The 25,373-nt window shown below is 66.5% G+C and carries 21 protein-coding genes; 16 read left to right on the top strand and 5 right to left on the bottom strand.

Annotation, left to right across the window (positions count from 1 at the left end; genetic code table 11):
- Positions 1 to 5,316 carry an RHS repeat domain-containing protein gene (locus D7Y61_RS13400; protein ID WP_180866734.1) on the bottom strand — a complete coding sequence of 1,772 codons (5,316 nt, stop codon included), beginning with the start codon at positions 5,314 to 5,316 and terminating at the stop codon, positions 1 to 3.
- A 190-nt stretch (positions 5,317 to 5,506) separates the two neighbouring features.
- Between D7Y61_RS13400 and D7Y61_RS13395 the strand changes: the two genes are divergently transcribed.
- The 12 genes from D7Y61_RS13395 to D7Y61_RS13340 all read left to right on the top strand — a co-directional run bounded on the left by D7Y61_RS13395 (position 5,507) and on the right by D7Y61_RS13340 (position 18,165).
- Positions 5,507 to 6,046 carry a GNAT family N-acetyltransferase gene (locus D7Y61_RS13395; RefSeq protein WP_180866732.1) on the top strand — a complete coding sequence of 180 codons (540 nt, stop codon included), beginning with the start codon at positions 5,507 to 5,509 and terminating at the stop codon, positions 6,044 to 6,046.
- A complete protein-coding gene (locus D7Y61_RS13390; RefSeq protein WP_053516647.1) occupies positions 6,043 to 6,375 on the top strand; it encodes a non-heme iron oxygenase ferredoxin subunit in 333 nt (110 codons plus the stop codon). The genes D7Y61_RS13395 and D7Y61_RS13390 overlap by 4 nt, the downstream gene beginning before the upstream one ends.
- 208 nt (positions 6,376 to 6,583) lie before the next feature.
- Positions 6,584 to 6,916 carry a hypothetical protein gene (locus D7Y61_RS13385; protein ID WP_180866845.1) on the top strand — a complete coding sequence of 111 codons (333 nt, stop codon included), beginning with the start codon at positions 6,584 to 6,586 and terminating at the stop codon, positions 6,914 to 6,916.
- Positions 6,917 to 7,058: 142 nt separating this feature from the next.
- Positions 7,059 to 9,383, top strand: a complete 2,325-nt coding sequence (locus D7Y61_RS13380) for a catecholate siderophore receptor Fiu (protein ID WP_180866730.1) — start codon at positions 7,059 to 7,061, stop codon at positions 9,381 to 9,383.
- A gap of 48 nt (positions 9,384 to 9,431) precedes the next feature.
- Positions 9,432 to 10,109: a Fe2+-dependent dioxygenase gene (locus D7Y61_RS13375; protein WP_180866722.1), complete on the top strand. Its 678-nt coding sequence runs from the start codon at positions 9,432 to 9,434 to the stop codon at positions 10,107 to 10,109.
- Between the two features lie 165 nt (positions 10,110 to 10,274).
- On the top strand, positions 10,275 to 10,676 hold the full coding sequence (locus D7Y61_RS13370; protein ID WP_180866721.1) for a hypothetical protein: 402 nt from the start codon (positions 10,275 to 10,277) through the stop codon (positions 10,674 to 10,676).
- A gap of 145 nt (positions 10,677 to 10,821) precedes the next feature.
- Positions 10,822 to 13,242 (top strand): TonB-dependent receptor domain-containing protein, encoded by a 2,421-nt coding sequence (locus D7Y61_RS13365; RefSeq protein ID WP_180866719.1) that lies wholly within the window; start codon positions 10,822 to 10,824, stop codon positions 13,240 to 13,242.
- 230 nt (positions 13,243 to 13,472) lie between these two features.
- Positions 13,473 to 14,111, top strand: a complete 639-nt coding sequence (locus D7Y61_RS13360; protein ID WP_154262607.1) for a PepSY-associated TM helix domain-containing protein — start codon at positions 13,473 to 13,475, stop codon at positions 14,109 to 14,111.
- A gap of 29 nt (positions 14,112 to 14,140) precedes the next feature.
- Complete coding sequence (locus D7Y61_RS13355) at positions 14,141 to 14,659, top strand: DUF2271 domain-containing protein (RefSeq protein ID WP_004147429.1); 519 nt, start codon at positions 14,141 to 14,143, stop codon at positions 14,657 to 14,659.
- A gap of 75 nt (positions 14,660 to 14,734) precedes the next feature.
- Positions 14,735 to 15,538: a DUF4198 domain-containing protein gene (locus D7Y61_RS13350; RefSeq protein ID WP_154262606.1), complete on the top strand. Its 804-nt coding sequence runs from the start codon at positions 14,735 to 14,737 to the stop codon at positions 15,536 to 15,538.
- A 54-nt stretch (positions 15,539 to 15,592) separates the two neighbouring features.
- Entirely contained in the window at positions 15,593 to 16,564 is a 972-nt protein-coding gene (locus tag D7Y61_RS13345) for an FAD:protein FMN transferase (protein ID WP_180866717.1), read from the top strand.
- The gene (locus tag D7Y61_RS13340; protein WP_180866715.1) at positions 16,561 to 18,165 is read left to right on the top strand and encodes a sulfite reductase subunit alpha; all 1,605 of its coding nucleotides are present in this window, start codon (positions 16,561 to 16,563) and stop codon (positions 18,163 to 18,165) included. Before D7Y61_RS13345 ends, D7Y61_RS13340 begins: the two co-directional genes overlap by 4 nt.
- Before the next feature lie 156 nt (positions 18,166 to 18,321).
- On the opposite strand, the gene D7Y61_RS13335 is transcribed toward D7Y61_RS13340, so the two are convergent.
- From D7Y61_RS13335 to D7Y61_RS13320, 4 genes are all read right to left on the bottom strand, one after another.
- Positions 18,322 to 18,933: a HutD/Ves family protein gene (locus D7Y61_RS13335; protein WP_154262603.1), complete on the bottom strand. Its 612-nt coding sequence runs from the start codon at positions 18,931 to 18,933 to the stop codon at positions 18,322 to 18,324.
- Between the two features lie 34 nt (positions 18,934 to 18,967).
- Complete coding sequence (locus D7Y61_RS13330; RefSeq protein ID WP_180866713.1) at positions 18,968 to 19,693, bottom strand: murein L,D-transpeptidase catalytic domain family protein; 726 nt, start codon at positions 19,691 to 19,693, stop codon at positions 18,968 to 18,970.
- A gap of 16 nt (positions 19,694 to 19,709) precedes the next feature.
- Positions 19,710 to 20,795, bottom strand: coding sequence for a L,D-transpeptidase (locus D7Y61_RS13325; RefSeq protein WP_180866712.1), 1,086 nt, complete (start codon positions 20,793 to 20,795; stop codon positions 19,710 to 19,712).
- A 352-nt stretch (positions 20,796 to 21,147) separates the two neighbouring features.
- On the bottom strand, positions 21,148 to 21,474 hold the full coding sequence (locus D7Y61_RS13320) for a helix-hairpin-helix domain-containing protein (RefSeq protein WP_229301173.1): 327 nt from the start codon (positions 21,472 to 21,474) through the stop codon (positions 21,148 to 21,150).
- Positions 21,475 to 21,673: 199 nt separating this feature from the next.
- Between D7Y61_RS13320 and D7Y61_RS13315 the strand changes: the two genes are divergently transcribed.
- The 4 genes from D7Y61_RS13315 (at position 21,674) to murU (ending at position 25,304) form a co-directional block, all read left to right on the top strand.
- Positions 21,674 to 23,167, top strand: a complete 1,494-nt coding sequence (locus D7Y61_RS13315; protein ID WP_154264914.1) for a M20 family metallopeptidase — start codon at positions 21,674 to 21,676, stop codon at positions 23,165 to 23,167.
- A gap of 69 nt (positions 23,168 to 23,236) precedes the next feature.
- Positions 23,237 to 23,506, top strand: a complete 270-nt coding sequence (locus D7Y61_RS13310) for a GlsB/YeaQ/YmgE family stress response membrane protein (protein ID WP_154262599.1) — start codon at positions 23,237 to 23,239, stop codon at positions 23,504 to 23,506.
- A 65-nt stretch (positions 23,507 to 23,571) separates the two neighbouring features.
- Positions 23,572 to 24,597, top strand: a complete 1,026-nt coding sequence (locus D7Y61_RS13305) for an aminoglycoside phosphotransferase family protein (RefSeq protein ID WP_154262597.1) — start codon at positions 23,572 to 23,574, stop codon at positions 24,595 to 24,597.
- Positions 24,594 to 25,304, top strand: coding sequence for an N-acetylmuramate alpha-1-phosphate uridylyltransferase MurU (murU, locus tag D7Y61_RS13300; protein ID WP_180866710.1), 711 nt, complete (start codon positions 24,594 to 24,596; stop codon positions 25,302 to 25,304). The genes D7Y61_RS13305 and murU overlap by 4 nt, the downstream gene beginning before the upstream one ends.
- Positions 25,305 to 25,373: the final 69 nt, after the last annotated feature.

The raw sequence follows: 25,373 nt of genomic DNA, 5'->3' as shown, positions 1-25,373 counted from the left end.
TTACTCCCAAAGTACGCCGCGAGTGACCGGGAAGCTTGCCGACCATTCTGAACAACCGCCGGCATTGCACGCCCGCACCCGGTAGCTGCTGGCGCAGTACGTACCATTCCTTGACTGCACATAGGTCTTGGGACCTGCATACAGAGTCTTACCGCCGGACGCCGGCTCCAGCTGGTACTCCGTCGCGCCGGCCGAGGCGACCCAACCCACCGTGCATTGGATCTGATAAGGCGCCGTCTTGCTGCTCAGCCATTGAGCCTCAAAGAGATAGGTTGCTCCCGGTGGCAGTACCACGGACACCGTCGCCACTCCGGAGTTCAGGCTGCACCCTGCAAAGTTGCAGGCACGTACGCGATATGCGTAGCTGCCATTTCCGCGGCTTGCACCAAAGCTGTTTCCGACGCCGTTATGCACCACCGTCCAGCCACCTCCGTTGGCGCTTTCCTCCAGTACGAAGCTCTCGCTGTTGGGGGGTACCGACCAGCTCAGGCTGTACTGCGGCACGTTCACCAGGCCCGGCGCACTGATTACCGGCTCGATCGTCGGCGCCCCGATCACCGCAACCGTTGCGGTGGCCGACCATGGCCCGCAGCCCGCGCCGTTACAGGCAGCAACCCGATAGCCATAGCTGCCCACGCCGCGCGCAGCGGTGGCATAGGAGCTGGCGTTACCGTCGAACAGCGTGACCCATCCCCCACCATTGCTGCTTTCCTGGAGGGTGTAGCGTGTGGCACCGGCCACTCCATTCCAGCCAATGCCGATACTGCCCGGTGCAGATCGCGCCGGCGCGGAGACGCTTGGCGCAGCGACAGGCGGATACACCACTGCCACCGACGCCGTGGCGCTGTATCCGGTGCATCCCACCGGATTACATGCGCGGATCCGGTAGCTGTAACTTCCCGCGGCCTTACCACTGAATGCCTTGGACTGACCGGCTGCGTTATGAACCTGACCCCATGCACCTCCGTTGGCGCTCTCCTGCAACTCATAGCGCTCGGCGCCAGACGCTGCGGACCACCCCACGTTGTAAGTGCCATTGAAGGCTGTGGCGGGCACCGTCAGTGCGGGCACCGTGGACGGTGCCAGCGCCACAGCCACTGATGCGACGTTACTCCATCCGCCGCACACCGCACGGCAGCCGCGCACCCGGAACTGATAGGTGCCGGTAACCAGGCCAGTGCTGGTGAACGACTGCGCCGCGCCATCGAAGACCGTACTCCAAGTGCCGGTCAGCGCACGCTGCAGTTCGTAGCGGTTGGCCCCACCTGCCGGACTCCAGGTCAGGTTCACGCTGCCTTGGGTGATGTAGCCTGGTGCACTCAGTGCCGGAACGCTGGGCGCCGCCTCGCCATGCACCTGTGCCACCAGGCTGCCTGACAGGTACAGGTAGTCGGTCTGTTTGCCTGTGCGTTCGTTGCGCTGAAAACGCAGCACGCCGCCGTTGTCGTAGAACGAGTAGATCGCGCCGGCCCCTTCCGCCGATGCTTTCACGCGTCGGCCGTGGGCATCGTATTCGTAGCTTTCCGTCGTGCCGACCGCGCGCAGGCGGTTGCCGAAGTCGAAGGTGAACGGCTGGCCATTGCGGATGGAGAGGTTGCCCTGCACGTCGTAGCCCAGGCCGGTCACCGTGGCACCACTGCCGGTCTCGACCACATTCACCAGCCGGTTGGTCGGATCGAAGTAGTGCGTGCGATCCCTGCTGCCCACCTTGGCCCGGCGCAGATTGTCCAGCGCGTCGTACTCATACAGAGCATTGCCGAATCCCGGTGCCATCACGGTGCGCAGCCGGTCCAGGCCGTCATAGGTCATGTCACGGTTCCCCGGCGCCCCCGGCAGGCCGTCGGAGATGGCCATGACATTGCCGCCAGCATCGTAGTCGTAGCTGTCGTCGAGCACGGCAGCGGCGGCCGTGGCGTCACGGCTGCGGTCGGGCAGGCCGCGCGCGTTCTGGGTCATCGTATGCACGACCCCGTTGCCGTAGACGAACCGTGCCAATGCACCATTGGCGAAATAGGTGGCTTCCTTGGCATAGCCACCCACTGTTGTCGCTCTGCCCAGGGTATCGGGTGCATAGCTGACGACCCGCCCGCCGGGATAGGTGTTGCTGGCCAGGGTACCGTTGGCATCGTAGCCATAGGCGAGGTTCAGCGTGCCCAGGTCCGGGTGCTGCAGCGTTTCGCCAGTGAGCAGGCGCCGCCGGTTGTACTGGTATCGGTTGATGACGACCGGTCGTGCCGCATCGTTCTGGGTACTGATTTCCGCCGGCAGGCCATCGGGCGTGTAGGACCATGATTGACTGCCGCGTCCATCCGGGAAAGTCAGCATCGATAGGCGATTGGCGGCGTCATAACTGCGCTTCACCGCGCGACCACTGGCCAGCGCTTCGCTGCGGTTGCAGCCAGCGGTGCTGGTCAGCCCGGTACCGGCCGCCGACCACAGGACATTGCCTGCCGCATCATAGTCCTGCACGGTGGCGCCGGTTTCCGGCTCGATCGTTTTGCACAGTTGCTGATAGGCGTCATAGACATAGCGGCGTGTCAGCGACTGGCTGCCGTCCGCGCTGCGTCGGGTAATGGCCAGCGGCTTGCCGAGGACGTCACGCTGGATCTCGGTCACCACGCCTTCCGGATGCTGCAGTGTCAGCGGCATCTCATAGGTTGGCTGGTCATACGCCAGGTGCCGCGTGGTCGTGGACTGGCCGCGCGGGTTGGTCGCCTTCACGGAAAGATTGCCCACGTACTCGGTACGGGTCGCCAGTGTGCCCAGCTCCGAGGATTGACTCACGAGCACCGGCCGGCCCAGCGCATCGTACTGCGTGGTGGCGCCGTCCAATGCCGCGCCGATGCTGGAAAACTGCCGGGTCGGATAGGAGACGAAAACCGTCCTGCCGCTGCTGTCGTAGCGGGTCACCACGGCACTGTCGCGCACGTTGTTGGCATTCTCGGTCACAAGCACCGGCCTGAACATGGCATCCAGGTAGGTATCGGTACGCCTGCCGCCCTGTATGCGCGAATGCTTCCAGGCACCGGCCGGCACGCCGAACTGCGCGCTTCCCAGGCGCTGCAGGTCCATCGTTACGCCATTCCAGTTCACCGTATCGCCGGTTGGGAACTGCTGGCTGCGCAACCTCCCCATGCTGTCGTAGCTGAAGCTGGTGGTCGCGCCGGTCTCGTCGGTCAGCGAGGTGATCCAACCGTTGTCGTCGACGGCAACAGTGCGCACCGCGCCATTTGGCGCCTCGGCTGTGGCCGGCATCCGCAGTTGCTGCGGAACACCGCGCTTCCACCCCGACAGATGGCTGGTATTGCCGCGGCCATCGGATACCGACGCCACGGTGCCGTCAGCCGCATAGGTCACCTGCTGTGCCAGACGACCGAATGCGTAGGCGCGCAAAGGCAGCGCTTTGGCCGTGTCGAACTCGGTGCGGGACTGTTCAATGCCATTGAGGACACTACGGGCGGACTGACCGTTCACCCATAGCGCGGGATTGTCGTAGTAGGCCGTGGTGCTGGTGCGACTCTGTCCGGCGGAATTTGCTTCAACGACGGTGACTTCACGTGCAAATGCATCAAAGGTCTGCACGGTCCGGCTGAACTGCACACCGTCCTGCTCCACAACAGCGGACTGGACAGGGCGGTTGTAGTGCGCCTTGAGGTCATTCGCACCGTACTTGAAGTCCTTGCCGGCTTCCTTCGGGAAGGGCGCCGCGTCCAGCTGGGCATCCGGATAGTAGTTGTTGCGGTCAACGCGCACGACCGAACCACCCGATCGCGTCGTCGTCGACAGTAGAAGACCATCGTTATAGGCGACTTCCTTGCCGAATTCGTACACGCGTACGACGCCATCCGGCAGCGTCTCGGTGGTGATCTTCGGCTCTGCCTGGCCTGCAGGGATTACCGGACCGCCCAGATCCTGTGCATAAGCCCCGTTGAGATTGGTGTACTGATAGGTCCACTGCGCTGTGGGAATGCCCGGACCACTGATGGTCTTGGCCACCAGCGACATCGCATCACGGTAGATCGGTGTGTAGTTCCAGCCTTCTGCGATGAGATGATTGTCGCCAGAGGTCTGGCAGTCCAGAGTGACGTTCTTGCGCCCATGGCGGAATGGGCGAAACAGGAACGTTCCCAGTGCACCCGACGGATGCTGGACGGTCATGGTGATTTCGCTGGGCACGATCTTGTTCACACGCGAACAGGTCGCCGGGTATTCCATGTAGTCCCAGATGTTCTGCCCGGTGTACTCGGCGTACTTGTGCGTAACCGATAGCGGCGGCAGGCTGTAGATCCACTGGGTTCCATCGGGCAGCGTCACCGTCCGCAGGATGTCGGCATCCGTATAGCCGTAAGTCCAGGTGCGCCCGGCGGCAGTCGCAGAGGCGATCAACCCGTTCGATTGGTACGCAAGGCTGATTTCGCGACCATCGCTTGCGGTGATGCGCTGGAGTCGGGTACCGGACCATTCATAGCGCACCCAGTTTCCGAAACGATCAACAATCTGCGATGGATACAGGTGAACTCGCTTGCGGCCCAACTGGGCGTTGCTTTCCGGTCCGAACGGCTGCAGGGTCGCAGAGCCGTTGGGGCGAGCCACCATCCAGTCAAAATAGTATTTGGTCCCATCCGGTGCATGTCCCAGGAATCCTTCGCCGGGCTGTCCGCTTTTCAATGCTGCCAAGCAGGTGATTACCCAACCGCCTTTTGTATTCCATGGCGCGGGCTGTCCAAGCTGCGGCTGGGGTTGCCGCGCATCGCCATTGCCGCCCAGCAGTGGTTCCCCACCACCTCCGGGCAGCGAAAGCCGCACGCCATCCCAGTAAGTGTGTGGATTGAAGTTGACCTTCTGAGTGTTCCGGCGATTCCAGACCTCCAGAGTTGGCGGAGCACCGACGGTGGTACAGCGCGCGGCCGGCATCCAGTGCCCTTGAGCTGCAGTCTCGGGGAGATCGCCATAGACACCTGACAGCGACGGAACATCCAGATCCCAGTCGCCAAGAGGACTTTCACTGCTGCCATCGCTGGCTGATCGGCTGCGACTGAGCGCGACCGGGAGTTCGCTGTTGCCCGGCAGCGAGATATCGGTGGCCTTGAAGCTGATCGAGCCGTCATAGAGATTGACCTGCTCGCCGAAGATCTCGCCCTTCAGTGGCTCGACGAGATCACCGTACTTCAGGCGTTTGTCGTACTCCTGCCGCCAGGTCGGGACGATCTGCGCCAGGCCCACTGAAGGAAGCCCGATCGCGGCCAGCAGAAGAAGAAGCGTCGAAAGGCCGACCGGGCCAGACTGGCGCGGGCGGAGCGTGGCACGAGACCGCATGGGATCCTCCTTGGATCGTCCGTTCCTTGAATGCGTGCACGTACGCGACAGTCGCAACGCTGGCCGTGCCACGCATCATTTATGAACATGGAATGAAGGCGACGTCAAGGCTGCGTTCACGACAGTGTTTCCATCGGCGGTCGGATCCCAGGGCGTGCGCCCTGGCCCACGCCCCACCTAGAATGGCGCCATGAGCACCCTGACCTTCCGCGCCGCCACGTCGGCCGATATCCCTGCCCTGATCTCGCTGGTGACCTCCGCCTACCGGGGTGACGCCAGCCGGGTCGGCTGGACCACCGAAGCCGACCTGCTGGACGGCGCCCGCATCGATGCCGAAGGCATCCAGACCGACCTCGACCGCCCCCGCTCGACCATCCTGCTGGCGGAGCGCGAGGGCCGCCTCGTGGCCTGCGCCCACGTCGCCGATGTCGACGGCAAGGGCTACTTCGGCATGTTCTCGGTCGATCCGGCCCAGCAGGGTGGCGGTGTCGGCAAGCAGCTGATGGATGCGGCCGAAGCCCACGCCACGCGCGAATGGGGCGTGCCGGTGATGCAGATGACCGTGATCGACGTGCGCGACGAACTGATCGCCTTCTACGAGCGCCGCGGCTACCGCCGCACCGGCATCAAGAAGCCGTTCCCCTACGGCGACGAGCGCTTCGGCATTCCCAAGCGCGACGATCTGCGCTTCGAGATCCTGGAAAAGCCGCTGGTGGGAGCCACCGCATGAGCGATGCGTGGACCTTCGTCTGTGCCGGCAGCGACCTGCTGCCGGGTGAAATGAAGAGCGTGTTCGACGAGGTTACCGGTACCCCGATCGTGGTGTTCAACCTCGATGGCGAGCTGTATGCCCTGGAAGACCAGTGCACGCACGAGGAATTCGAGTTGTCCTCCGGGGAGTTCAACACCACCGAAGGCAGCGTCGAGTGCGTGCTGCACGGTGCCCGTTTCGACGTGCGTGATGGCCGTGCCCTGTGTGCCCCCGCATACAGCCCGGTCCCCAAGTTCCCGGTCAAGCGCGAGCACGACGCCATCTGGACCCGCGACGACCGGGACTGACCGGCCCACCCGCCCCGCCCGGGAAGGCCCTGCAGGTGCCCACAGGGCCGCGAGGGGCCAGGTACAGACCTCCCGCAACACCGAAGATGCGAATCATTATCGTTGCTGTTACTCTACGTAACATCTTCGTAATGCCCACCGCCGCGCCATGGCCTCGCCCGCGCACATCGCTACGCTCTGCCAGCTTGCCCGCACGGGCGGGCCGCTGTTGGCTGCCCTGCTGCTGGCACTGCTGCTGGGATGGTCGGCGCTGCATGAAGGGTCGCGCAGCTCGCTGGTCGCCACGCCGGCGGTGCAGGCGCAGGACAGCCTGCCCGCAGCGCCTTTCGGCACGCCTCCCCGCGAGCAGGCCATGCCGCGGGTGGAAGCCGAGCCCGATGACAGTCGGAGCATCAAGTCCCCGCTGCTGCGGCGGTTGTGTGGCCCGCTTCCGGTCCCGCCACCGGTGCCGGCAACCGCGCCGTCACCCTACCCGGCCCCTGCACTCCCGTCGCGCTACCAGCATCCCCCCGGCCAGGCGCCTCCGTCCCTGCTGAGCTGACGCTCTCCCCGGCCGCGCCCGGGCGTCCGGCGCTTGCCGGACCTGCACCTCCGATCCCTCTTCGAGTCCGCTTCCGATCCTGCCTGCCGCGCCGTCATCCGGCACCGGCGGATCGTTCCTGTCCCGCTACCCACCCAGACCCATGAACCCGATCAAGAGCCGCAAGCACGCCTCGCCGCTTCGCACCCTGCCGCTGGCCACCGCCAGTCTTGCCGCCGGCCTCGGCCTGGCCACCCTGCCCGCGCTGGCCCACGCTGAAGCCGCCGACAACGCACGCACGCTGGACAAGATCGACGTGCACGCCACCCGCGGCTACAAGGCCGACAAGGTGGCCTCGCCGAAGTTCACCCAGCGCCTGCAGGACACCCCGCAGACCATCCAGGTGATCACCAGCGACCTGTTCAACCAGCAGGGCGCCACCACGCTGACCGAAGCGCTGCGCAACAGCCCCGGCGTGGGCACCTTCTATGCCGGCGAGAACGGCAACACCACCACCGGCGACGCGCTGTTCATGCGCGGCTTCGACACCTCCAACAGCCTGTACGTGGACGGTGTGCGCGACCTGGGCTCGATCTCGCGCGATGTGTTCAACATCGAACAGGTGGAAGTGACCAAGGGCCCGGCCGGCACCGACAACGGTCGTTCGGCACCCACCGGTGCGATCAACCTGGTCAGCAAGCAGGCCAACCTGCAGGACGCCACCTCGGCCGGCATTTCGCTGGGCAGCGACCAGCAGCGCCGCGCCACCGCCGACTGGAACCAGTCGCTGGGCGCTACCAGCGCGCTGCGCATCAACGGCATGTGGCAGGACAGCGACCAGCCCGGCCGCGACCACGTGCAGAACAAGCGCTGGGGCATCGCACCGTCGCTGGCCTTTGGCCTGGGTACCCCCACCCGTTACTACCTCAACCTTCTGTACGTGAAGCAGGACAACGTGCCCGACGGCGGCGTGCCCACCCTGGGACTGCCGGGCTGGACCCCGCAGCCGACGCTGGAAGCGCTGGCCGGCCACCCGGTCGATCCGGAAAACTTCTATGGCACCCGCGCCGATCACGATGACGTGACCGCGCAGATGGCCACCTTCCGATTCGAGCATGACTTCAACGACAGCGTGCGCCTGACCAACACCGCGCGCTGGGGCCGCACCGAACAGGACTACCTGCTCACCGCCTTCATGGGCACCGGTGTGCGCGGCGCGGGTGGCCGACCGACCGGCAACATCACCTATACCAACCCGGCTGATCTCTCCAGCTACGCCATCGCGCGCAGCCTGCCGACCTTCAAGGACCAGCGCAACACCATCCTCACCGATCAGCTGAACCTGCGCGCGGACTTCGCCACCGGCGCGGTCGGCCACGCCCTCAGCGCCGGCCTGGAGTTCACCCGTGAAGAACTGGACAGCTACGGCCAGGCCGCCGCCGCTGGCACCAGCTGGCCGGCCGCGAACCTGTACGACCCGGACTGGAACGTCAGCGGTCTGAACTGGGCGCACAACAGTGCCGACGCGCATGGCAAGACCACCACATCCTCGGTCTACCTGTTCGACACCCTGTCCTTCGGTGAAAGCTTCCTGCTGACCGCCGGCGTGCGCGCGGACCACTACAAGACCGAGTACGCCAGCGCGTCGGTGTGTGGTGGTCGCGGCGGCCCGGCATGTGGCAGCAATCCCACCGGCACGGTACTGCGCAACCCGACGCTGGACGCGTCCGATACGCTGCTGAACTGGAAGCTCGGCGCCCTCTACAAGGTCGGAGATACCGTCAGCATCTATGCCAACTACGCCATCTCACAGCAACCTCCGGGTGGCGCCAACTTCCAGCTGAGCAGCTCGGCCAGCAGTGCCGACAACCCCAAGCTGGACCCGCAGAAGGCCAAGACCTTCGAAGTGGGCAGCAAGTGGGCGTTCCTGGATGACGCACTGGCAGTGAACCTTGCGTTGTTCCAGACCGACGTGGACAACGAGATCAACACCACCGTGCTGGACGATGCCGGCAACCCGACCCAGACCGGCAGCAAGCGGGTCAAGGGCGTGGAGCTCTCCGCCGTCGGCCGCCTGACCGACAACTGGTCGGTCAGCGCCGGCTACAGCCACCTGGACACAGAGGTGAAGGAAGGTGCCAAGGTGGCCGCCGATGGCACCACCAACCTGACCTATACCCCGGACGACACGTTCACCGGCTGGACCAGCTACACCCTGCCCTACGGCATCACCGTGGGCGGCGGCGTGCGCTATGCCGCCGGGATGCACCGCGGCACCGACGGCGCGGTGGGTACCCCGTCGTTCACCAAGTCCTACGTGGTGTACGACGCGGTCGTGTCCTGGGCGATCAACGAGACCATCTCGCTGCGCTTGAATGGCTACAACCTGTTCGACAAGCAGTACGTGGCCAGCATCAACAAGAGCGGCTACCGTTACACCCCGGGTGCCCCGCGCACCTTCCTGCTCAGCGCGGACATCCGCTTCTGATGCAGCACGCGGGGGAGCCCACTCCCCCGCGCCTCCAAAGGAACCGCCATGCTGCTGCACATTCCCGACGTGCTTTCACCCCAGGACGTGGCGCAGGCACGCAGGCAACTCGACGCTGCAGACTGGACCGACGGTCGCGAGACCGTCGGTGCACAGGGCGCGATGGTCAAGCGCAATCTGCAGCTACCCGATGCATCTCCCCTGAAGGCGGAGCTGGGCAGGGACGTGCTGGCCGCGCTGGGCCGCAGCCCCTTGTTCTTTGCCGCCGCACTGCCCCTGAAGATTCTGCCGCCGCGCTTCAACCGCTACAGCGGTGGCGGCACCTACGGTTTCCATGTCGATGGCGCGGTGATGAACCTGGCCAACGGCGAACAGCTGCGCTCGGACGTCTCCTGCACCCTGTTCCTGTCCGATCCGGACGAGTACGAGGGTGGCGAGCTGATCATCAGCGATACCTACGGCGAGCACGAAGTGAAGCTGCCGGCCGGCGACCTGATCGTGTACCCGTCCAGCAGCCTGCACAAGGTCAATCCGGTCACCCGCGGCGCGCGCGTGGCCTCGTTCTTCTGGGTGCAGAGCATGATCCGCGACGACGTGCAGCGGCGACTGCTGTGGGAGATGGACAGCTCGATCGAGCGCCTGCGCCAGACCGGCGGCGACGCTGAGGCGGTGCTGCAGCTGACCGGCGTGTACCACAACCTGCTGCGGCGCTGGAGCGAGGTCTGAGCCGCTTCCGGCTACCCCGCGACCCTTTAGCAATCATTCTCATTTGCAACAGCTAACGGCTCTCATTACAATCACGCCCCGTTGATGCCGGCCACTGCCGGCAGACCGCCCGGGGACCCCTGCTTGCTGCGCCCGCTTCGCCCTCGTCCACTGATCCATCGCAAGATGGGCACCGCCATGCGCGGCCAGCGTCCTGCGCTGGCCAGCCTGCTGGCGTGGGTGGCGATGCTGGCCTTGCTGCTGGGTACCCTGCCGCTGCTGCCGCACACAACCGCCGCAGTGACGTTTCAGGTACCGCTGGAAGAACGCGGTGGCGAAAGTCCCTTGCAGGAAGAAGCACCGGCCAAGGTGCGCCGCTGTGCCTCTGCTCCAGTGAAGTCGGCCGAAAAGGCACACCCCCCACTGCTGCTGGCCAGCCAGTGGCTGCGCACCGAACTTGAACTCGTTCCTGCCACGCCGGCCATGCCTGGCGTGCGCCCGGACTGGCCGCTGGCCGCTCCGGACATGCCCTGGGCCGACGCGCCCGGGCGTCGCCAGCAACGCGGCCAGGCACCGCCGCTCGCCTGATCCACGGCCCAGCGTGACCGCGCAAGTGGTCACGCCTGCACGCCGCTGCCTGCTTCATCCCTGCCGCCCCTGACCGGGCTTCCCGTGCATGCCGCGCCGTTCGCGCCTGGCATCGCACCATCCTGCATCCTTCGAGGTTACTGCCATGGCCCAGCGCCATCGTGTCCGTTCGTCCCTGCCCCGTACCCTGCTGACCAGCGCCCTGCTGGCGGCGATGTCGGCCCCTGCCTTCGCCCATGGTGACGCTTCCGGCGCGCCGCAGACGCTGGACAAGGTGGTGGTCACCGCCTCCGGCTTTGAACAGAAAGTGGTCGACGCACCCGCCAGCATCAGCGTGGTAAGCCGCGAGGAACTGAGCAAGCGCCCCTACACCAATCTGGTCGATGCATTGCGCGACGTCGAAGGCATCGACGTCGGCCTGGAGGCCACCGACAAGAACGGCCGCGCCACCATCTCGATGCGCGGCCTGCCGTCCGAATACACACTGGTGCTGATCGACGGCCGCCGCCAGAGCAACGTCGGCCAGTTGTACCCGAACAACTTCGGCGGCGGCCAGTTCGCCTACCTGCCACCGCTGGACGCGATCGAGCGCATCGAAGTGGTGCGTGGCCCGATGTCCACCCTGTACGGCTCGGACGCGATGGGCGGCGTGATCAACATCATCACCCGCCGCAACCAGGACAGCTGGCACGGCGCGCTCACCCAGGGCTTCACCGTGCAGCAGGACGACCAGTTCGGTGATGCCCGTACCACCGACCTGTACGTGAGCGGCCCACTGCTGAAGGACCGCCTCAGCCTGGCCGTGCGCGGCAGCTACTACGATGCCAAGGCATCGAACCCGGAATGGGATGCACTGACCCTGCCCGACGGCATGCTGTGGGAGCGCAGCATCGGCTTCGGTGGTGGTGGCAAGTCGGTGGCCAACACCAACTGGAACACCGGCGTACGCTTGGACTTCCGCGTCAACGATGACCATGAGCTGTGGCTGGACTACGACGTCTCGCGGCAGAAGTACGACAACAGTGAAGGCCAGACCGGCACCTTGGACAGCCTGGCCAGCCTGTGGCGCGTCGGCAATGCTGTCATCCCGAACCCGAACAGCAGCGGCACGGTCACCCGCCGCGTGGTGCAGCCGCGCGTGGGCTACACCGCCTACCAGCGCTACGAGCGTGATCAGCTGTCGCTGACCCACCAGGGCCGCTACAGCTTCGGCACCTGGCAGACCTCGCTGACCCATAGCAAGAGCAGCAATCTGGGCCGCTCGCTGCCGCTGACCCTGGACGAGCGTGCCAACCTGCAGACGCTGTGGAATGACGTCTGCCGTCGTACCGGCGCGGCCAACAACTGTGCGGCCGGCCGCGGCAATGCGCTGACTGCCCTCAACCCCAGCGAAATGGCACGCCTGCAGGTCTTCCTGCCGCGCCCGCTGCGCACCATGGAACTGGAAGGCTACGTGCTCGACACGATGCTGGACCTGGACTTCGGCGCGCACAAGCTGACCGTCGGCGGCCAGTACAACGACACCGACATGATCGATGGCGTGTTCGGCATGGACGGCGCCGGTTATCGCAGCAACACCAAGCAGAAGCACCGCATGTGGGCCCTGTTCGCCGAGGACAACTGGGCGCTGACCGATACCCTCACCGCTACCTTCGGCCTGCGCTACGACGATCACAACATTTTCGGCAGCCATCTCAGCCCGCGCGGCTACCTGGTGTGGAATGCCAGCGACGCCTGGACCTTCAAGGGTGGCGTCAGCACCGGCTACAAGACGCCGCGACCGGACCAGCTGTTCCCGGGCATCACCGGTTTCGGTGGCCAGGGCGTGCTGCCGCTGGTGGGCTCGCCGAACCTGAAACCTGAAACCAGCACCAACTACGAGCTGGCTGCGTACTACGAAGGCCAGCGCTGGGGCTTCAACGTCACCGGCTTCATCAACAAGTTCGAGGACAAGATCGCCAGCGGCGGCACCTTCCCGAACTGCGAAGTGGCGCCGGCCGGCAGCGGCTACTGCGTGGACATCGGCCCGGGCTGGGCGGCGCTTGGCTACAGCACGTTCACCCAGAGCGTGAACATCGACAAGGCCGAGACCCGGGGTGCCGAACTGGCCGGCCACGTCGACCTGCTCGACAGCCTGCAGCTGCGCGGCAACTACACCTGGACCAAGAGCGAGCAGACAAGCGGCCCGCAGAAGGGGCTGCCGATCACCGGCACCACACCGGCCAAGCACATGGCCAACGCCAGCCTCAACTGGCAGATCAATGACGCGGTCAGCGTGTCGCTGATTGGCGAAGGCCGCTACGACCGTTACCGCGACACCCTGCTCGATGCCAACGGTACCAGCCACACCCGCTACTACGAGGACTACACCATCTTCCACCTCGGCGGCAGCTGGAAGGCCACGCCGTGGCTGACGGTGAACGCACGGGTCAACAACCTGTTCGACAAGGACTTCGTCTCGCAGTCGTGCCTGTTGCTCAATCCCAGCGAGTTCAACTGCGTGGACGACTACGCAACCAAGGACCAGCGCCGCAGCTACTGGATCTCGTTGAACGCGAAGTTCTGATCGCCGCGCATCGGCACTGCCGGCCGCCGGCCGGCAGTGCCCTGCTCTGGTGGGTGCCAATCTTGGTTGGCACCGCATCATCCACGCGTGGCGTGGATCTACCGACCTGCGGTAGTGCCGGCCGCTGGCCGGCAACCGATAACCCCCTCTGGGATACAGAACGACACGCAATTGCGAGCTATTCTCACCAATGATGTAATGGGCAGTCCCTGTCCGCCTCGAACCGTGCCGTGAGCCGTCCTGCCTCCTCCACCGTGCAGCAGCAACAGAGCCGTGGCTTCTGGCTGCGGACGCTGCATCAGTGGCATTGGATCAGTTCGGCGGTCTGCCTGATCGGCATGCTGTTGTTCGCGGTGACCGGCCTGACCCTCAACCACGCGGCGAAGATCGAGGCCAAGCCGCAGGTGCAGAACCAGCACCTGGAGCTGCCGGCCGAGCTGCTCGGCCACTTGGGTACGCGCGAAGACGGCAACGCACCGATCCCGCGCCCGGCCCGGCAGTGGCTGGATACGCAGCTGGGCATCGCCATCGGCGGGCGCCCCGCCGAGTGGTCGGCCGAGGAAATCTACCTGTCGCTGCCGCGCCCCGGCGGCGACGCTTGGCTGAGCATTGATCGCGAAACCGGCGCCGTGGAATACGAATCCACCTCGCGCGGCGTCGTGTCCTACCTCAACGACCTGCACAAGGGCCGCAACGCCGGCCCGGCCTGGGGCTGGTTCCTTGATCTGTTCGCCGTGGCCTGCCTGGTGTTCTGCATCACCGGCCTGTTCCTGCTGCACCTGCATGCGCGGCAGCGGCGCATGACCTGGCCGCTGGTCGGCCTGGGCCTGATGATTCCACTGCTGATCGCCCTGCTGCTGATCCACTGACTTCCATCCGTTCCCTTCGGAGCCGCCCCATGCGCGTCACCCTGACCATCGCCCTCAGCGGCCTGCTGGCCACCTCGCCGGCCTATGCCACCACCCTCGACATCAACGTCGAAGTGCCCAAGCTCAACGTGGCCGAATACCACCGCCCGTATGTGGCGGTGTGGCTGGAAGGTGCCGACCAGAAGGTCGCCGCCAACCTGTCGGTCTGGTACCAGCAGACCAGCAACAGCGAAGGCCACGGCACCAAGTGGCTGCCCGACCTGCGCCAGTGGTGGCGCAAGAGCGGCCGCACCCTGCAGGTGCCGGTAGACGGCGTGACCGGCCCGACCCGCCCCGCCGGCAAGCACGCCCTGTCGTTCAACGACAAGCAGCCGGCCCTGAAGCAGCTGGCCCCGGGCAACTACACCCTGGTGGTGGAAGCGGTGCGCGAAGTCGGCGGCCGTGAACTGCTGAAGATCCCCTTCACCTGGCCGGCCACCGCCGCGCAGAACGGCAAGGCGCAGGGCGCCACCGAACTGGGCCAGGTCACCCTCGCCGTCAAACCCTGAAAAGGGGACGGAGGGGATTAAGTCGTAATCCCCTTCTCCATGTCGCGTCACCCCGTATCCACTGGAGTCTTCCGCATGAAGCGCACGCTCGTCCTCGCCGCCGCTCTGGCCGCTGCCCTTCCCTTCTCCGCCCTGGCCCACAAGGCCTGGCTGCTGCCCTCGCAGACCGTGATTGCCGGCAACGCGCCGTGGATCACCGTCGACGGTGCAGTCTCCAACGACCTGTTCTACTTCAACCATGTGCCGCTGCGCCTGGAATCGCTGGTCATCACCGCGCCGGACGGCAGCAGCGTGCAGCCGCAGAACGCGGCCACTGGCAAGTTCCGCAGCGTGTTCGACATCGAACTGAAGCAGCAGGGCACCTACCGCATCGCCTCGGTCAACGATGGCCTGTTCGCCACCTACGAGCAGAACGGCGAGCGCAAGCGCTGGCGCGGCAGCGTCGCCAGCTTCGGCGAACTGCCCAAGGATGCGAAGAAGCTGGAAGTGAGCCAGTCGGTGGGTCGCGTGGAGACCTTCGTCACCAACGGCGCCCCGAACGACACCGCGCTGAAACCGACCAACCGTGGCATCGAACTCGTCGCCGTCGGCCACCCGAACGATCTGTTCGCCGGTGAGGAAACCACGTTCCGCGTGCTGGTTGATGGCAAGCCGGCCGCCGGCCTGGAATTCGAGATCGTGCGCGGCGCCACCCGCTACCGCAACGCGCAGGACGAGCTGAAGCTGACCAGCGACGCCAAGGGCGAGATCAAGGTGACCTGGCCGGAAGCCGGCATGTACTGGCTGGAAACCGGCACCGAAGACAACAGGACCTCGGTCAAGCAGGCCGCCAAGCGTCGCCTGAGCTACGTGGCCACGCTGGAAGTGCTGCCGCAGTAATGACGTGGACCGCGATGCCGGGCAGCCCCGGCATCGCATCTGCAGCACACCACCATGACCGATCCCCAGCTCGACATCGCCCGCCTCGGTGGCACCACCATGGGCACCACCTGGAGTGTGTCGCTGGTCGCACCGCGCCAGCGCGACCTGCACCCGCTGCATGCCGGCATCCAGGCGCGGCTGGACGAGGTGGTCGCGCAGATGAGCACCTGGGAGCCCGGCTCGGATCTGAGCCGCTACAACCGCGCCGAACCCGGCCAATGGTGCGTGCTGCCCGCCGAAACGCGCCACGTTCTGGCCTGCGCACAGGCGATCGCTTCCGCCAGTGGCGGCGCCTTCGATCCCACCGTCGGTCCGCTGGTTGCACTGTGGGGTTTCGGAGCGCACGCCGGTGAGCGCCGTCGGCCCAACGACGCTACCCTGCAGGCCACGCGTGATCGCTGCGGTTGGCAGCGCCTGCAGTGGCAGGACAATGCGCTGCTGCAACCGGGTGGACTGGAACTGGATCTCTCTGCGATCGCGAAGGGCTTCGGCGTCGATCACGTGGCCGCTTGTTTGCGTGGACAAGGCATTGCTGCAGCGCTGATCGAAGTGGGTGGCGAACTGGCCGGCTACGGCCGGAAACCGGACGACCAGCGGTGGCGCGTGCTGGTGGAGTCGGCGCCGGAAGAAGACGCGCACACCGATACCCCGCCACGGGTGCTGGCACTGGATGGCAAGGCCGTGGCCACCTCCGGCGATCGCTGGCACCAGTACCAGGCCGGTGGCGAGGCTTACAGTCACAGCCTGGACCCGCGCTCTGGCAGACCGGTGCGGCAGGTCGCCGCAGCGGTCACCGTGGTGGCCGACGACGCCATGCACGCCGATGCCTGGGCCACCGCACTCACCGTGCTCGGCCGCGAACACGGCATGGCACTGGCCGAGCGCGAGGGGCTGGCCGTGCGCTACCTGCAACGGGCCGCCGAAGGCCCCTGCGAATTCCTCAGCAGCGCCTTCCAGCGCCTGCTCGACGAGCAGGACGCATGAGCACTCGACCGCCGCGCGCGTGGCTTGGCAACGCGCTTGTACTGATGGTGCTGGCGCTGATCGCCTGGGCGCTGTTGCGACTGCATCTCGGCGAAGCCTGGTGGCAGGGTGCACCGCCGGCACGGCAATCGCAGATCGCCATCATCGCCACCGCGCTGTATGCGCTGGCCTGCGCCGCACTGTGGTGGCGTGGGCGACCGCGCGACGATGCCGCATCCGGCGATACCATGCCGATCCTGCTGGTCTGGTCCAGCCAGACCGGTTTCGCCCGCGACTTGGCCGGGCGCAGCGCCGAGGCGCTGCGAGGCGCAGGTATGCCGGTGCGCGTGCGCGGGCTGCACGAAGTAGACGCCTCACTGCTGGCGGCGAGCCAGCGTGCATTGTTCATTGCCAGCACCACGGGAGAGGGCGACCCACCCGATCACGCACTGCCGTTCCTGCGCGGTGTGATGGCCTCGCCGCCGTCGCTGCAGCACGTGCAGTATGGCGTGCTCGCACTGGGAGACCGCAGCTACGGCCACTTCTGTGGTTTTGGCCATCAGCTTGACCAGTGGCTGCGCCAGCACGGCGCGCACCCACTGTTCGATGCGATTGAAGTCGACAACGCCGATCCGGCCGCGCTGCGCCATTGGCAGCAGCTGCTGGGCCAGCTCGGCGGTGGTGCCAGCGAGCTGCCCGACTGGAGCCCGGCCGAGTACCAGCCATGGACGCTGCTGCAGCGCGCGCAGCTGAATCCCGGCAGCCCGGGCGGCGCGGTGTACTGGCTGCGCCTGCAACCGCCGGACACTGCCGATGCGCGGTGGCAGGCCGGAGACATCGCCGAGATCGGCCCGCAGCATGCGCGCCACACCGCACGTGCGTGGCTGGATGCACAGGGCTTCGATGCAGATACGGTGCTGGACGATGGACAGACGCTGCTGGCGCGCGTCGAACGGTCACACCTGCCTTCGCTGGTTGCGCCTGGCGATCTGCCGGCGTTGCTGGCAACGCTGCAGCCGCTGCCGCATCGCGAATACTCCATTGCCTCGGTGATGGCCGACGGCGCGGTGGAACTGCTGCTGCGCCGACAGCTTCGCGCCGACGGCATGCCCGGCATCGGCAGCGGATGGCTGTGCGACTACGCGGGCATCGGTGAACCGGTGCAGCTGCGGCTGCGCCGCAATGACAATTTCCATGGCGTGGCGCCCGACGTACCACTGCTGCTGATCGGCAACGGTACCGGCATCGCAGGACTGCGCGCACATCTGCACGAACGTGCCCGCAGTGGCGCGCGGCGGACCTGGCTGCTGTTTGGTGAGCGCACCGCCACGCACGACTTCCACTTCGGTGAAGAACTGCAGGCGATGCTGGCCGGCGGCACGCTGGCAAGGCTGGATGCGGTGTTCAGCCGCGACGGCGGCGCGCATCGCTATGTGCAGGACCGGTTGCAGGCCGAAGCGGCAACGCTGCGACAGTGGGTGGATGAAGGCGCGACGATCCTGGTCTGCGGCAGCCTGCAGGGCATGGCCCCGGCGGTGGATGCGGTGATCGAGCAGGTGCTGGGTGCGGACGGCAAAGAAGCGCTGCTGCTGGCCGGGCGGTATCGGCGCGACGTGTATTGAGGTCGCCGCATCCCGGTGGGTGCAAACCTTGGTTCGCACCATGACGCGGTATCGGCGGCCGCATCCACGCACGGCGTGGATCTACTGTAGAGCCGAGCCCATGCTCGGCTTGGCGGAATGCGAAAAGCAGCCGAGCATGGGCTCGGCTGTACGCGGTCATGCCCCCCTCGCCGCGCTCACCCGGATCGCCAACAGCTCGCCACCACCCTGCAACGCGTGCCGCTGACGTTCGCCGGCTGCCAACCACGCGGTATCGCCGGCCTGCATCGGTGGCAGGCCGCTGTCTGCACCGAACTCCGCCTGACCAGCCAGCAGATGCAGCGCCCAGGCCACGCCCGGTTCGCAGAAGAAGAACATCGATCCCACCAGCGGCCGGTGCAACAGTTCGGCCTGCAGCAGCTCGCGCTTCCACATCAGGTTGAAATCATGGGTGATGCCATCCACCAGTTCGCCGTGCAGCGTTTCCTCGCCTGCAAAGCGCACGCGCCCATGCGGCGGCATGACCTCGGCCACGCGGCCGTCTTCAAAGCACAGGCGCACGCCATTGCCCTGCAGCAGCACCAGCTCGCGCTCCACGCCGAGGAAGGCCGAGAACGCGGCGTCCTGCTCGATCTCGGCCACCGACAGGCGCAGCGCCCAATCATCGCCCTGCGCGGGCAGGCGCAGGATCTCGCGCGTCCAGCCCAAGCCGTTGCGCCAGCGTTCGCGGCGATAGTCCAGGCTGGAGATGACCTGGCTCGGAGTGTGCAGCAGGGAGTCGATGTTCATCGGCGCATTGCATCACGCCGCGCGCCGTCCTGCATCACCGTGTGGCGAGCGTGCCCTGGCCACCGCACCCGCTGGCCAGCAGCTGCGAGTGCTTCAGCCAGTCCTGGTCAGGGTAGTAAGCAAATACCATCGTGCCGCCACGCAACGCATCGATCAACGGCTTGGCTACCGACAGCCGCACCGCCGGGCAGCCCAGACTGCGACCAAGCCGCCCCTGCAGCTGTGCGGCGGCCGGATTCACATAGGGCGCCCCATGGATGACGATCGCTCGGTCGCGCGCGCGGTCGTTGAAGCCCGGCTCCAGCCCTGCCAGGCGCAGCGAATACCCATTGCCGCCCATGTAGGTCTCCTGCGCGGTGAACGCGCCGAGGCTGGACATGAAACTGCCGTCGCGGTTGGAGAAGTGCTCGGTGCGGTTCTCGCCGCTGTTGCGGCCGTGCGCCACCCACTCCTCGAACAACAGGCGCTGGTGGGCCAGGTCGAACACCCACAGCCGCGGCTCAGTGGAAGGCCGCGAGTAGTCGATCACGCTGAGGCGATCACCGGTGATGCCCAGCTCCGGCCGTTGCAGTGCGCAGCGCATGGCATGCGCCGCCAGCTGCAGCACGTGGCGGTCGGCCTTGGGTGCGCTGCGTGACAGCAGGGCTGCCAGATCATCGGCGCTGGTGGCAAGGGCGGGCGTCTCTGCCAACGCCGGTGCGCTGGCGGTGCTTGCCAACAGGCCGAACGCGGCCAGCCGGCACAGGCGGGATGCAGTCATGGGCACAACGAGGGCGTCAGTTGCCCTTGAGGGTGGACCCTGGCGGCTCGGATTCCAAGACCGGCTGCATTCCGGATTCAGCCGGGCTTGGGCGGACCGCCGGCAGCGAGGTCACCAGCAGGGTCGTGCCCGGCACCAGCACCTGGTACAGCTGGCGGGCGAAATCGGCCGGCAGCGCCATCGGCAGCGAAGGCGTGGCCAGCAGGTCCGGCGTGGCCTGGGCGCGGTCCTGGCCCAGCAGCGGGTAGGCCGTCCACTGGTGCAGGCGCTGGCTCGCGTCCAGCGGGCTGGGCGTATCGCTGTAACCCTGTCCCATCACGAACAGGGTGGTGCCCTGGAAGGCTGGCAGGGCTTCGGCCTTCAGCGGCGATTCGCCGATCATCACGCCATCGCGCAGCACGTACAGGCGCTGGTCGTGCAGGCTGACCAGGATGCCGACCTGCCCAGCCGGGGCCGCGCTGTCGTTCCACCAGGCCTGCGCCGGTGCTCCACCTTCCGTCTCCGGCAGGGCCTGGCCTCGTGCATTCACCGGTGCCAGCACCGACGGATACGCGAGGGTCATCGGCGAGCTCTTGGCATCGGCCACCACTACCGTATCGCCGCGCTGGGTTTCGCTGAAGAGCTTCTGCGCGAACGCTTGCGGCAGGCGCACGCAGCCGTGCGAGGCCGGGTGCCCGGGCAGGCTGCCGCCATGCAGAGCGATGCCGTCCCAGGTCAGCCGCTGCATGTAGGGCATCGGCGCGCTGTTGTAGAGGTTGGACTTGTGGTCCTTGTCCTTCTGCAGGATGGTGAACACACCCGTCGGCGTCTCGTGCCCGGCCTTGCCCGAGCTGATCGTGGTCAAGCCGATGGCGATGCCGTTGCGGTAGACGTAGGCGCGCTGCTCATCGAGGCTGACCACCAGTACGATCGGGCCGGTCGGCGAGATTTCCGGATGCCACAGGTATTCGCCCGGCTTGAGGTCGGTCGGCCCGCGCACTTCGGCGGTATTGGCTGCAGCAGCTGCAGGCTTGGCGGCCGGCGTCGGCGCAGCGGCATGGGCCAGCAGCGGCAGGCTCAGTGCAAGGGCGAGCATCAGGGTGGTGGGGCGGTGCAGAAGCATCCAGCGAGGGTCCTTTCCATGCGGTGCGGCCACCGTACACCATCGGCCCGTGGTGGCCGCGGCAAAACCAGGCGCCGGAAATGAAACTGCCCGGCGACACAGCCATGTGTCGTACCGGGCAATCGTTACGTCCTTGTCGGCCTGCTGCCGCCCCCTCGCATCCTGCGCTGTGGGGGTAGCGTTGCATCCTGCACGCGGCCGCGTCTGTCCTGCTTGTATCTCAGCCCCTTCCACAGGTCTGTGATGCCACCCTCCTGGTGATTGGTGCCGCGTCCTGCGGCGGTCGGTGGTCACAGGCTCCCTGCCCGTGTCCGGTGAACCAGCCTCCTGCCGGTTCCGACGATTCCTGCTGTCAGCGCCTGGGTACGGTTCGCACCGGTACCGCTCCGGGTACCGGATCCGCCGGCAACAGCCTGTTGCCTACGGTAATCCGCTGTCGATTCCGTTCGACGATTGCATTCCCTATTCCCTTCACCTGCGTCAGGTCCTCGACGCGATGAAATGGGCCGTGTCTGCGCCGGTGCTCGACGATCGCCTCGGCCTTGGCGGCTCCGACCATCGTCAATCCCTGCTGCAGCGCCTGGGCATCGGCGCGGTTGATGTCGATCGTTTCGGCGGCATGCGCCCCAGCGATCCCCATTCCCAGCACCAGTGCCCTCAACACGACAAACCAAGGCACGACGTGTATCTCCTTGTGATTCTGGCCGTCCCGACCGGCAATCCCGTCGGTAGGAACAGTGTCCGTCACCACATGTGCACAGCCTATCGGTTTCCCGCATTTCCGTAAGCCAGCCAAATACCCGACGTGATGTAGGAAAAACCCTACCCGGCACAGGCGTAGAATGGCCGGATCACAGCCCATGCAACCGGAGTTTCAGATGGACAGCGCCAAGCTCGGCCAATTCGTCAATGACAAGTGGGACAGCGAGATCGTCCCGCAGTTGGTCGACTACATCCGCATTCCCAACAAGTCGCCGATGTTCGACGCCAATTGGGTGCAGAACGGCTACATGGAACAGGCGGTCACCCTGATGGAGAACTGGGCCAAGGCCCAGCAGCTGCCCGGCCTGAAGGTCGAGGTAGTGCGCCTGGAAGGCCGTACCCCGCTGATCTTCCTGGAAATTCCGGCCACCGGCACCGAGACCGGCGACGACACCATCCTGCTTTACGGCCACCTGGACAAGCAGCCGGAAATGACCGGCTGGGACGACGACCTGGGCCCGTGGACCCCGGTGCTGCGCGGCGACAAGCTGTACGGCCGCGGTGGCGCCGATGACGGCTACGCCATCTTCGGCTCGCTGGCCGCCGTGCTGGCCCTGCAGGCGCAGGGCCTGCCGCACGCGCGTTGCGTGGTGCTGATCGAAGCCTGCGAAGAGTCGGGCAGCTACGACCTGCCGGCCTACGTCGACCATCTGGCCGAGCGCATCGGCAAGCCGTCGCTGGTGGTCTGCCTGGATTCGGGCTGCGCCAACTACGACCAGCTGTGGTGCACCACCTCGCTGCGCGGCCTGACCGGCGGCAACTTCACCGTGAAGGTGCTCAACGAAGGCGTGCATTCCGGCGATGCCTCCGGCGTGGTGCCGTCCAGCTTCCGCCTGCTGCGCCAGCTGCTGTCGCGCATCGAGGACCAGGACACCGGCCGCATCCTGATCGACGGCATGAACGTGGAGATCCCGGCCGAGCGCCAGGAACAGGCCAAGCGCGCCGCCGAAGTGGTCGATACCGAGATCTTCGAGAAGTTCCCTATGGTCGACGGTCTGCGCCCGATGAACGAGGACCTGACCGAGCTGGTGCTCAACCGCACCTGGCGCCCGGCGCTGTCGGTGACCGGCATTGGCGGCATGCCGCCGCTGGAATCGGCCGGCAACGTACTGCGCCCGCAGACCTCGGTGAAGCTGTCGCTGCGCCTGCCGCCCACTGCAGACGGCAAGACCTGCGGCGAGCTGCTGAAGGACGCGCTGTTGCGCGATCCGCCGAACGGCGCACAGGTCACCCTGGACCTGGAAAAGGCCTCCACCGGCTGGAACGCCCCGGCCATGGCACCGTGGCTGACCCAAGCCATCGACGACGCCAGCCAGGCCTTCTTCGGCAAGCCGGCGATGTACATGGGCGAAGGCGGCTCGATCCCGTTCATGGGCATGCTGGGCGAGAAGTTCCCGGGCGCCCAGTTCATGATCACCGGCGTGCTCGGCCCGCACTCCAATGCGCACGGCCCGAACGAGTTCCTGCACATCCCGATGGGCAAGAAGGTCACCGCCTGCGTGTCCAAGGTGATCAGCGAGCACTACGCGGCCAGCCTGCGCGGCGAGACCAGCGGTTCGCCGGTGGCCGCCGACAGCGGCACCCGCCACGGCGACCACGGCTGCTGCTGATCCGGCACCCGTGACGGACGCAGCCTGGCCTTGCTAGGCTGCGTCCACACTCAAGCGGAATCCGCGCGCATGAATGGTCTGTTCGGCAGCAGCAGCTGGCTGTACATCCTGCTGGTCGGCTTCTTCGTCGGCCTGCTCGGGCGCTTCTTCATGCCCGGCAACAACCGCATGGGCTGCCTGCTGACCATCGTGCTGGGCATCCTTGGTGCATTGCTGGCCGGCTGGTTCGGCCAGTACATGGGCTGGTACGCCCCCGGCGAGCCCGCCGGTTTCCTCGGCGCGGTGATTGGCGCGGTGGCCGTGCTGGCCGTCCTGCGCCTGTTCAGCGGCCGCCGCTGACGCCGCCTGTCGCTCCCCTTCCTGTTCCCGACGTAGGCGCGCCCGGCGCGCCCGGATATGCCTGCATGACCGAACCCGCCTCCGATCCCCAGCGCAGCGCGCAGCGCCTGCAGTGGGCCCGTTCCCAGCTCGATGATGCCAACGCCGTGGTCGAGCGCGCCTCGGTCGATGCCGGCATGCGCAGTTACTGGCGCACCACCAGCACCCGCGGCAGCCACATCGTGATGGACGCACCGCCGGGGCTGGAAGATCCGCGGCCGTGGCTGCGCATGCGCGGCCTGCTGCACGACAACGGCCTGCGCGTGCCCATGCTGCTCGCCCAGGACCTGGAGGCCGGCTTCCTGCTGCTGGAAGATCTCGGCGGCCCGACGCTGGCGAAGATCCTCGACGAGCGCAACGCCGATGAATGGTTCGGCCGCTCGATCGAGCAGCTGCTGCGCCTGCAGGCGATTCCGGTGCCGGCCGACTTCGGCCAGTTCGGCGAAGCGCTGCTGCAGCGCGATGCCGGCCTGTTCGACGAATGGTTCCTGCAGCGCCACCTGAACCTGGAGCTGGACTGCGGCGAGATCGAAGGGCTGCAGCTGGTACACCGCCGCTTGATGGACAACGCGCTGGGCCAGGCCCAGCTGATGACCCACCGCGACTACATGCCACGCAACCTGATGCCGGTCGATGACGGCCCCGCCGTGCTGGATTTCCAGGACCTGGTGCGTGGCCCGATCGCCTACGACGCGGTGAGCCTGTTCAAGGACGCCTTCCTGAGCTGGCCGCTGCAGCGCGTGGACGCGTGGCTGGCGCAGTACCACGAGCGTGCGCGCGACGCCGGCCTGCCGGTGCCCGACCGCGCCACCTTCCTGCGCGATGCCGACTGGATGGGCATCCAGCGCCACGTGAAGATTCTCGGACTGTTCTGCCGCCTGCGTTACCGCGACAACAAGGGCCATTACCTGGACGACGCACCGCGCTTCATCACCTATCTGGATGAAGTGCTGCCGCGCTACCGCGAACTGGCGCCGCTTCAGCAGCTGCTGGAAGACCGCATCAAGCCGGCGCTGGCCGAGCTGGCTGCACCGATGCGCGTGTCGCGATGAAGGCCCTGGTCTTTGCCGCCGGCCTCGGCGAGCGCATGCGTCCGCTGACCCTGCACACGCCCAAGCCGCTGCTGGACGTGGCCGGCAAGCCGCTGATCGTCTGGCATCTGGAACGCCTGGCCGCACTCGGCGTGCGCGAGGTGGTGATCAACACCGCATGGCTGGCCGAGCAGTTCCCGGCGACGCTGGGCGATGGCAGCCAGTGGGGCCTGCAGCTGCACTTCGTGCACGAAGGCGAGACTCCGCTGGAAACCGGCGGCGGCATCCTCAATGCACTGCCGGTGCTGGGCGACGCCCCGTTCCTGGTGGTGAACGGCGACATCTGGACTGATTTCGATTTCGCCACGCTGCCGCGCGAGCCGCAGGGCCAGGCGCACCTGGTGCTGGTCGACAATCCCGTGCAGCACCCGCACGGTGACTACCGTCTGGACCCGCAAGGCGTGCTGCATCACGACCGCGAAGGGCCGTGCCTGACCTACGCGGGCATCGGCATCTATCGTCCCTCGATCGTGGCCGATTGGCGCGCGGTGATCGGTGATGCGCCAGGCAGCGAGCGGCTGCCGCCGAAGTTCTCGGTGGTGCCGCTGCAGAAGCATTTCATGGCGCAGGGATTGATGACGGGACAGCACCATCGCGGGCGCTGGACCGATGTGGGTACCGTGGATCGCCTGCGCGCGCTGGATGCGGAGTTGGCGGCGAACGGCTGAGCCCCTCGTGGTTGGTCGCGTAGAGTCGACTGTTAATCGACTGGCATTGTGAGCTGGCCGGGGGGGGGG

This window comes from Stenotrophomonas maltophilia (assembly GCF_013464485.1).
Classification (GTDB): Bacteria; Pseudomonadota; Gammaproteobacteria; order Xanthomonadales; family Xanthomonadaceae; genus Stenotrophomonas; species Stenotrophomonas maltophilia_AW.
This window is presented reverse-complemented; position numbering and strand designations above follow the sequence as displayed.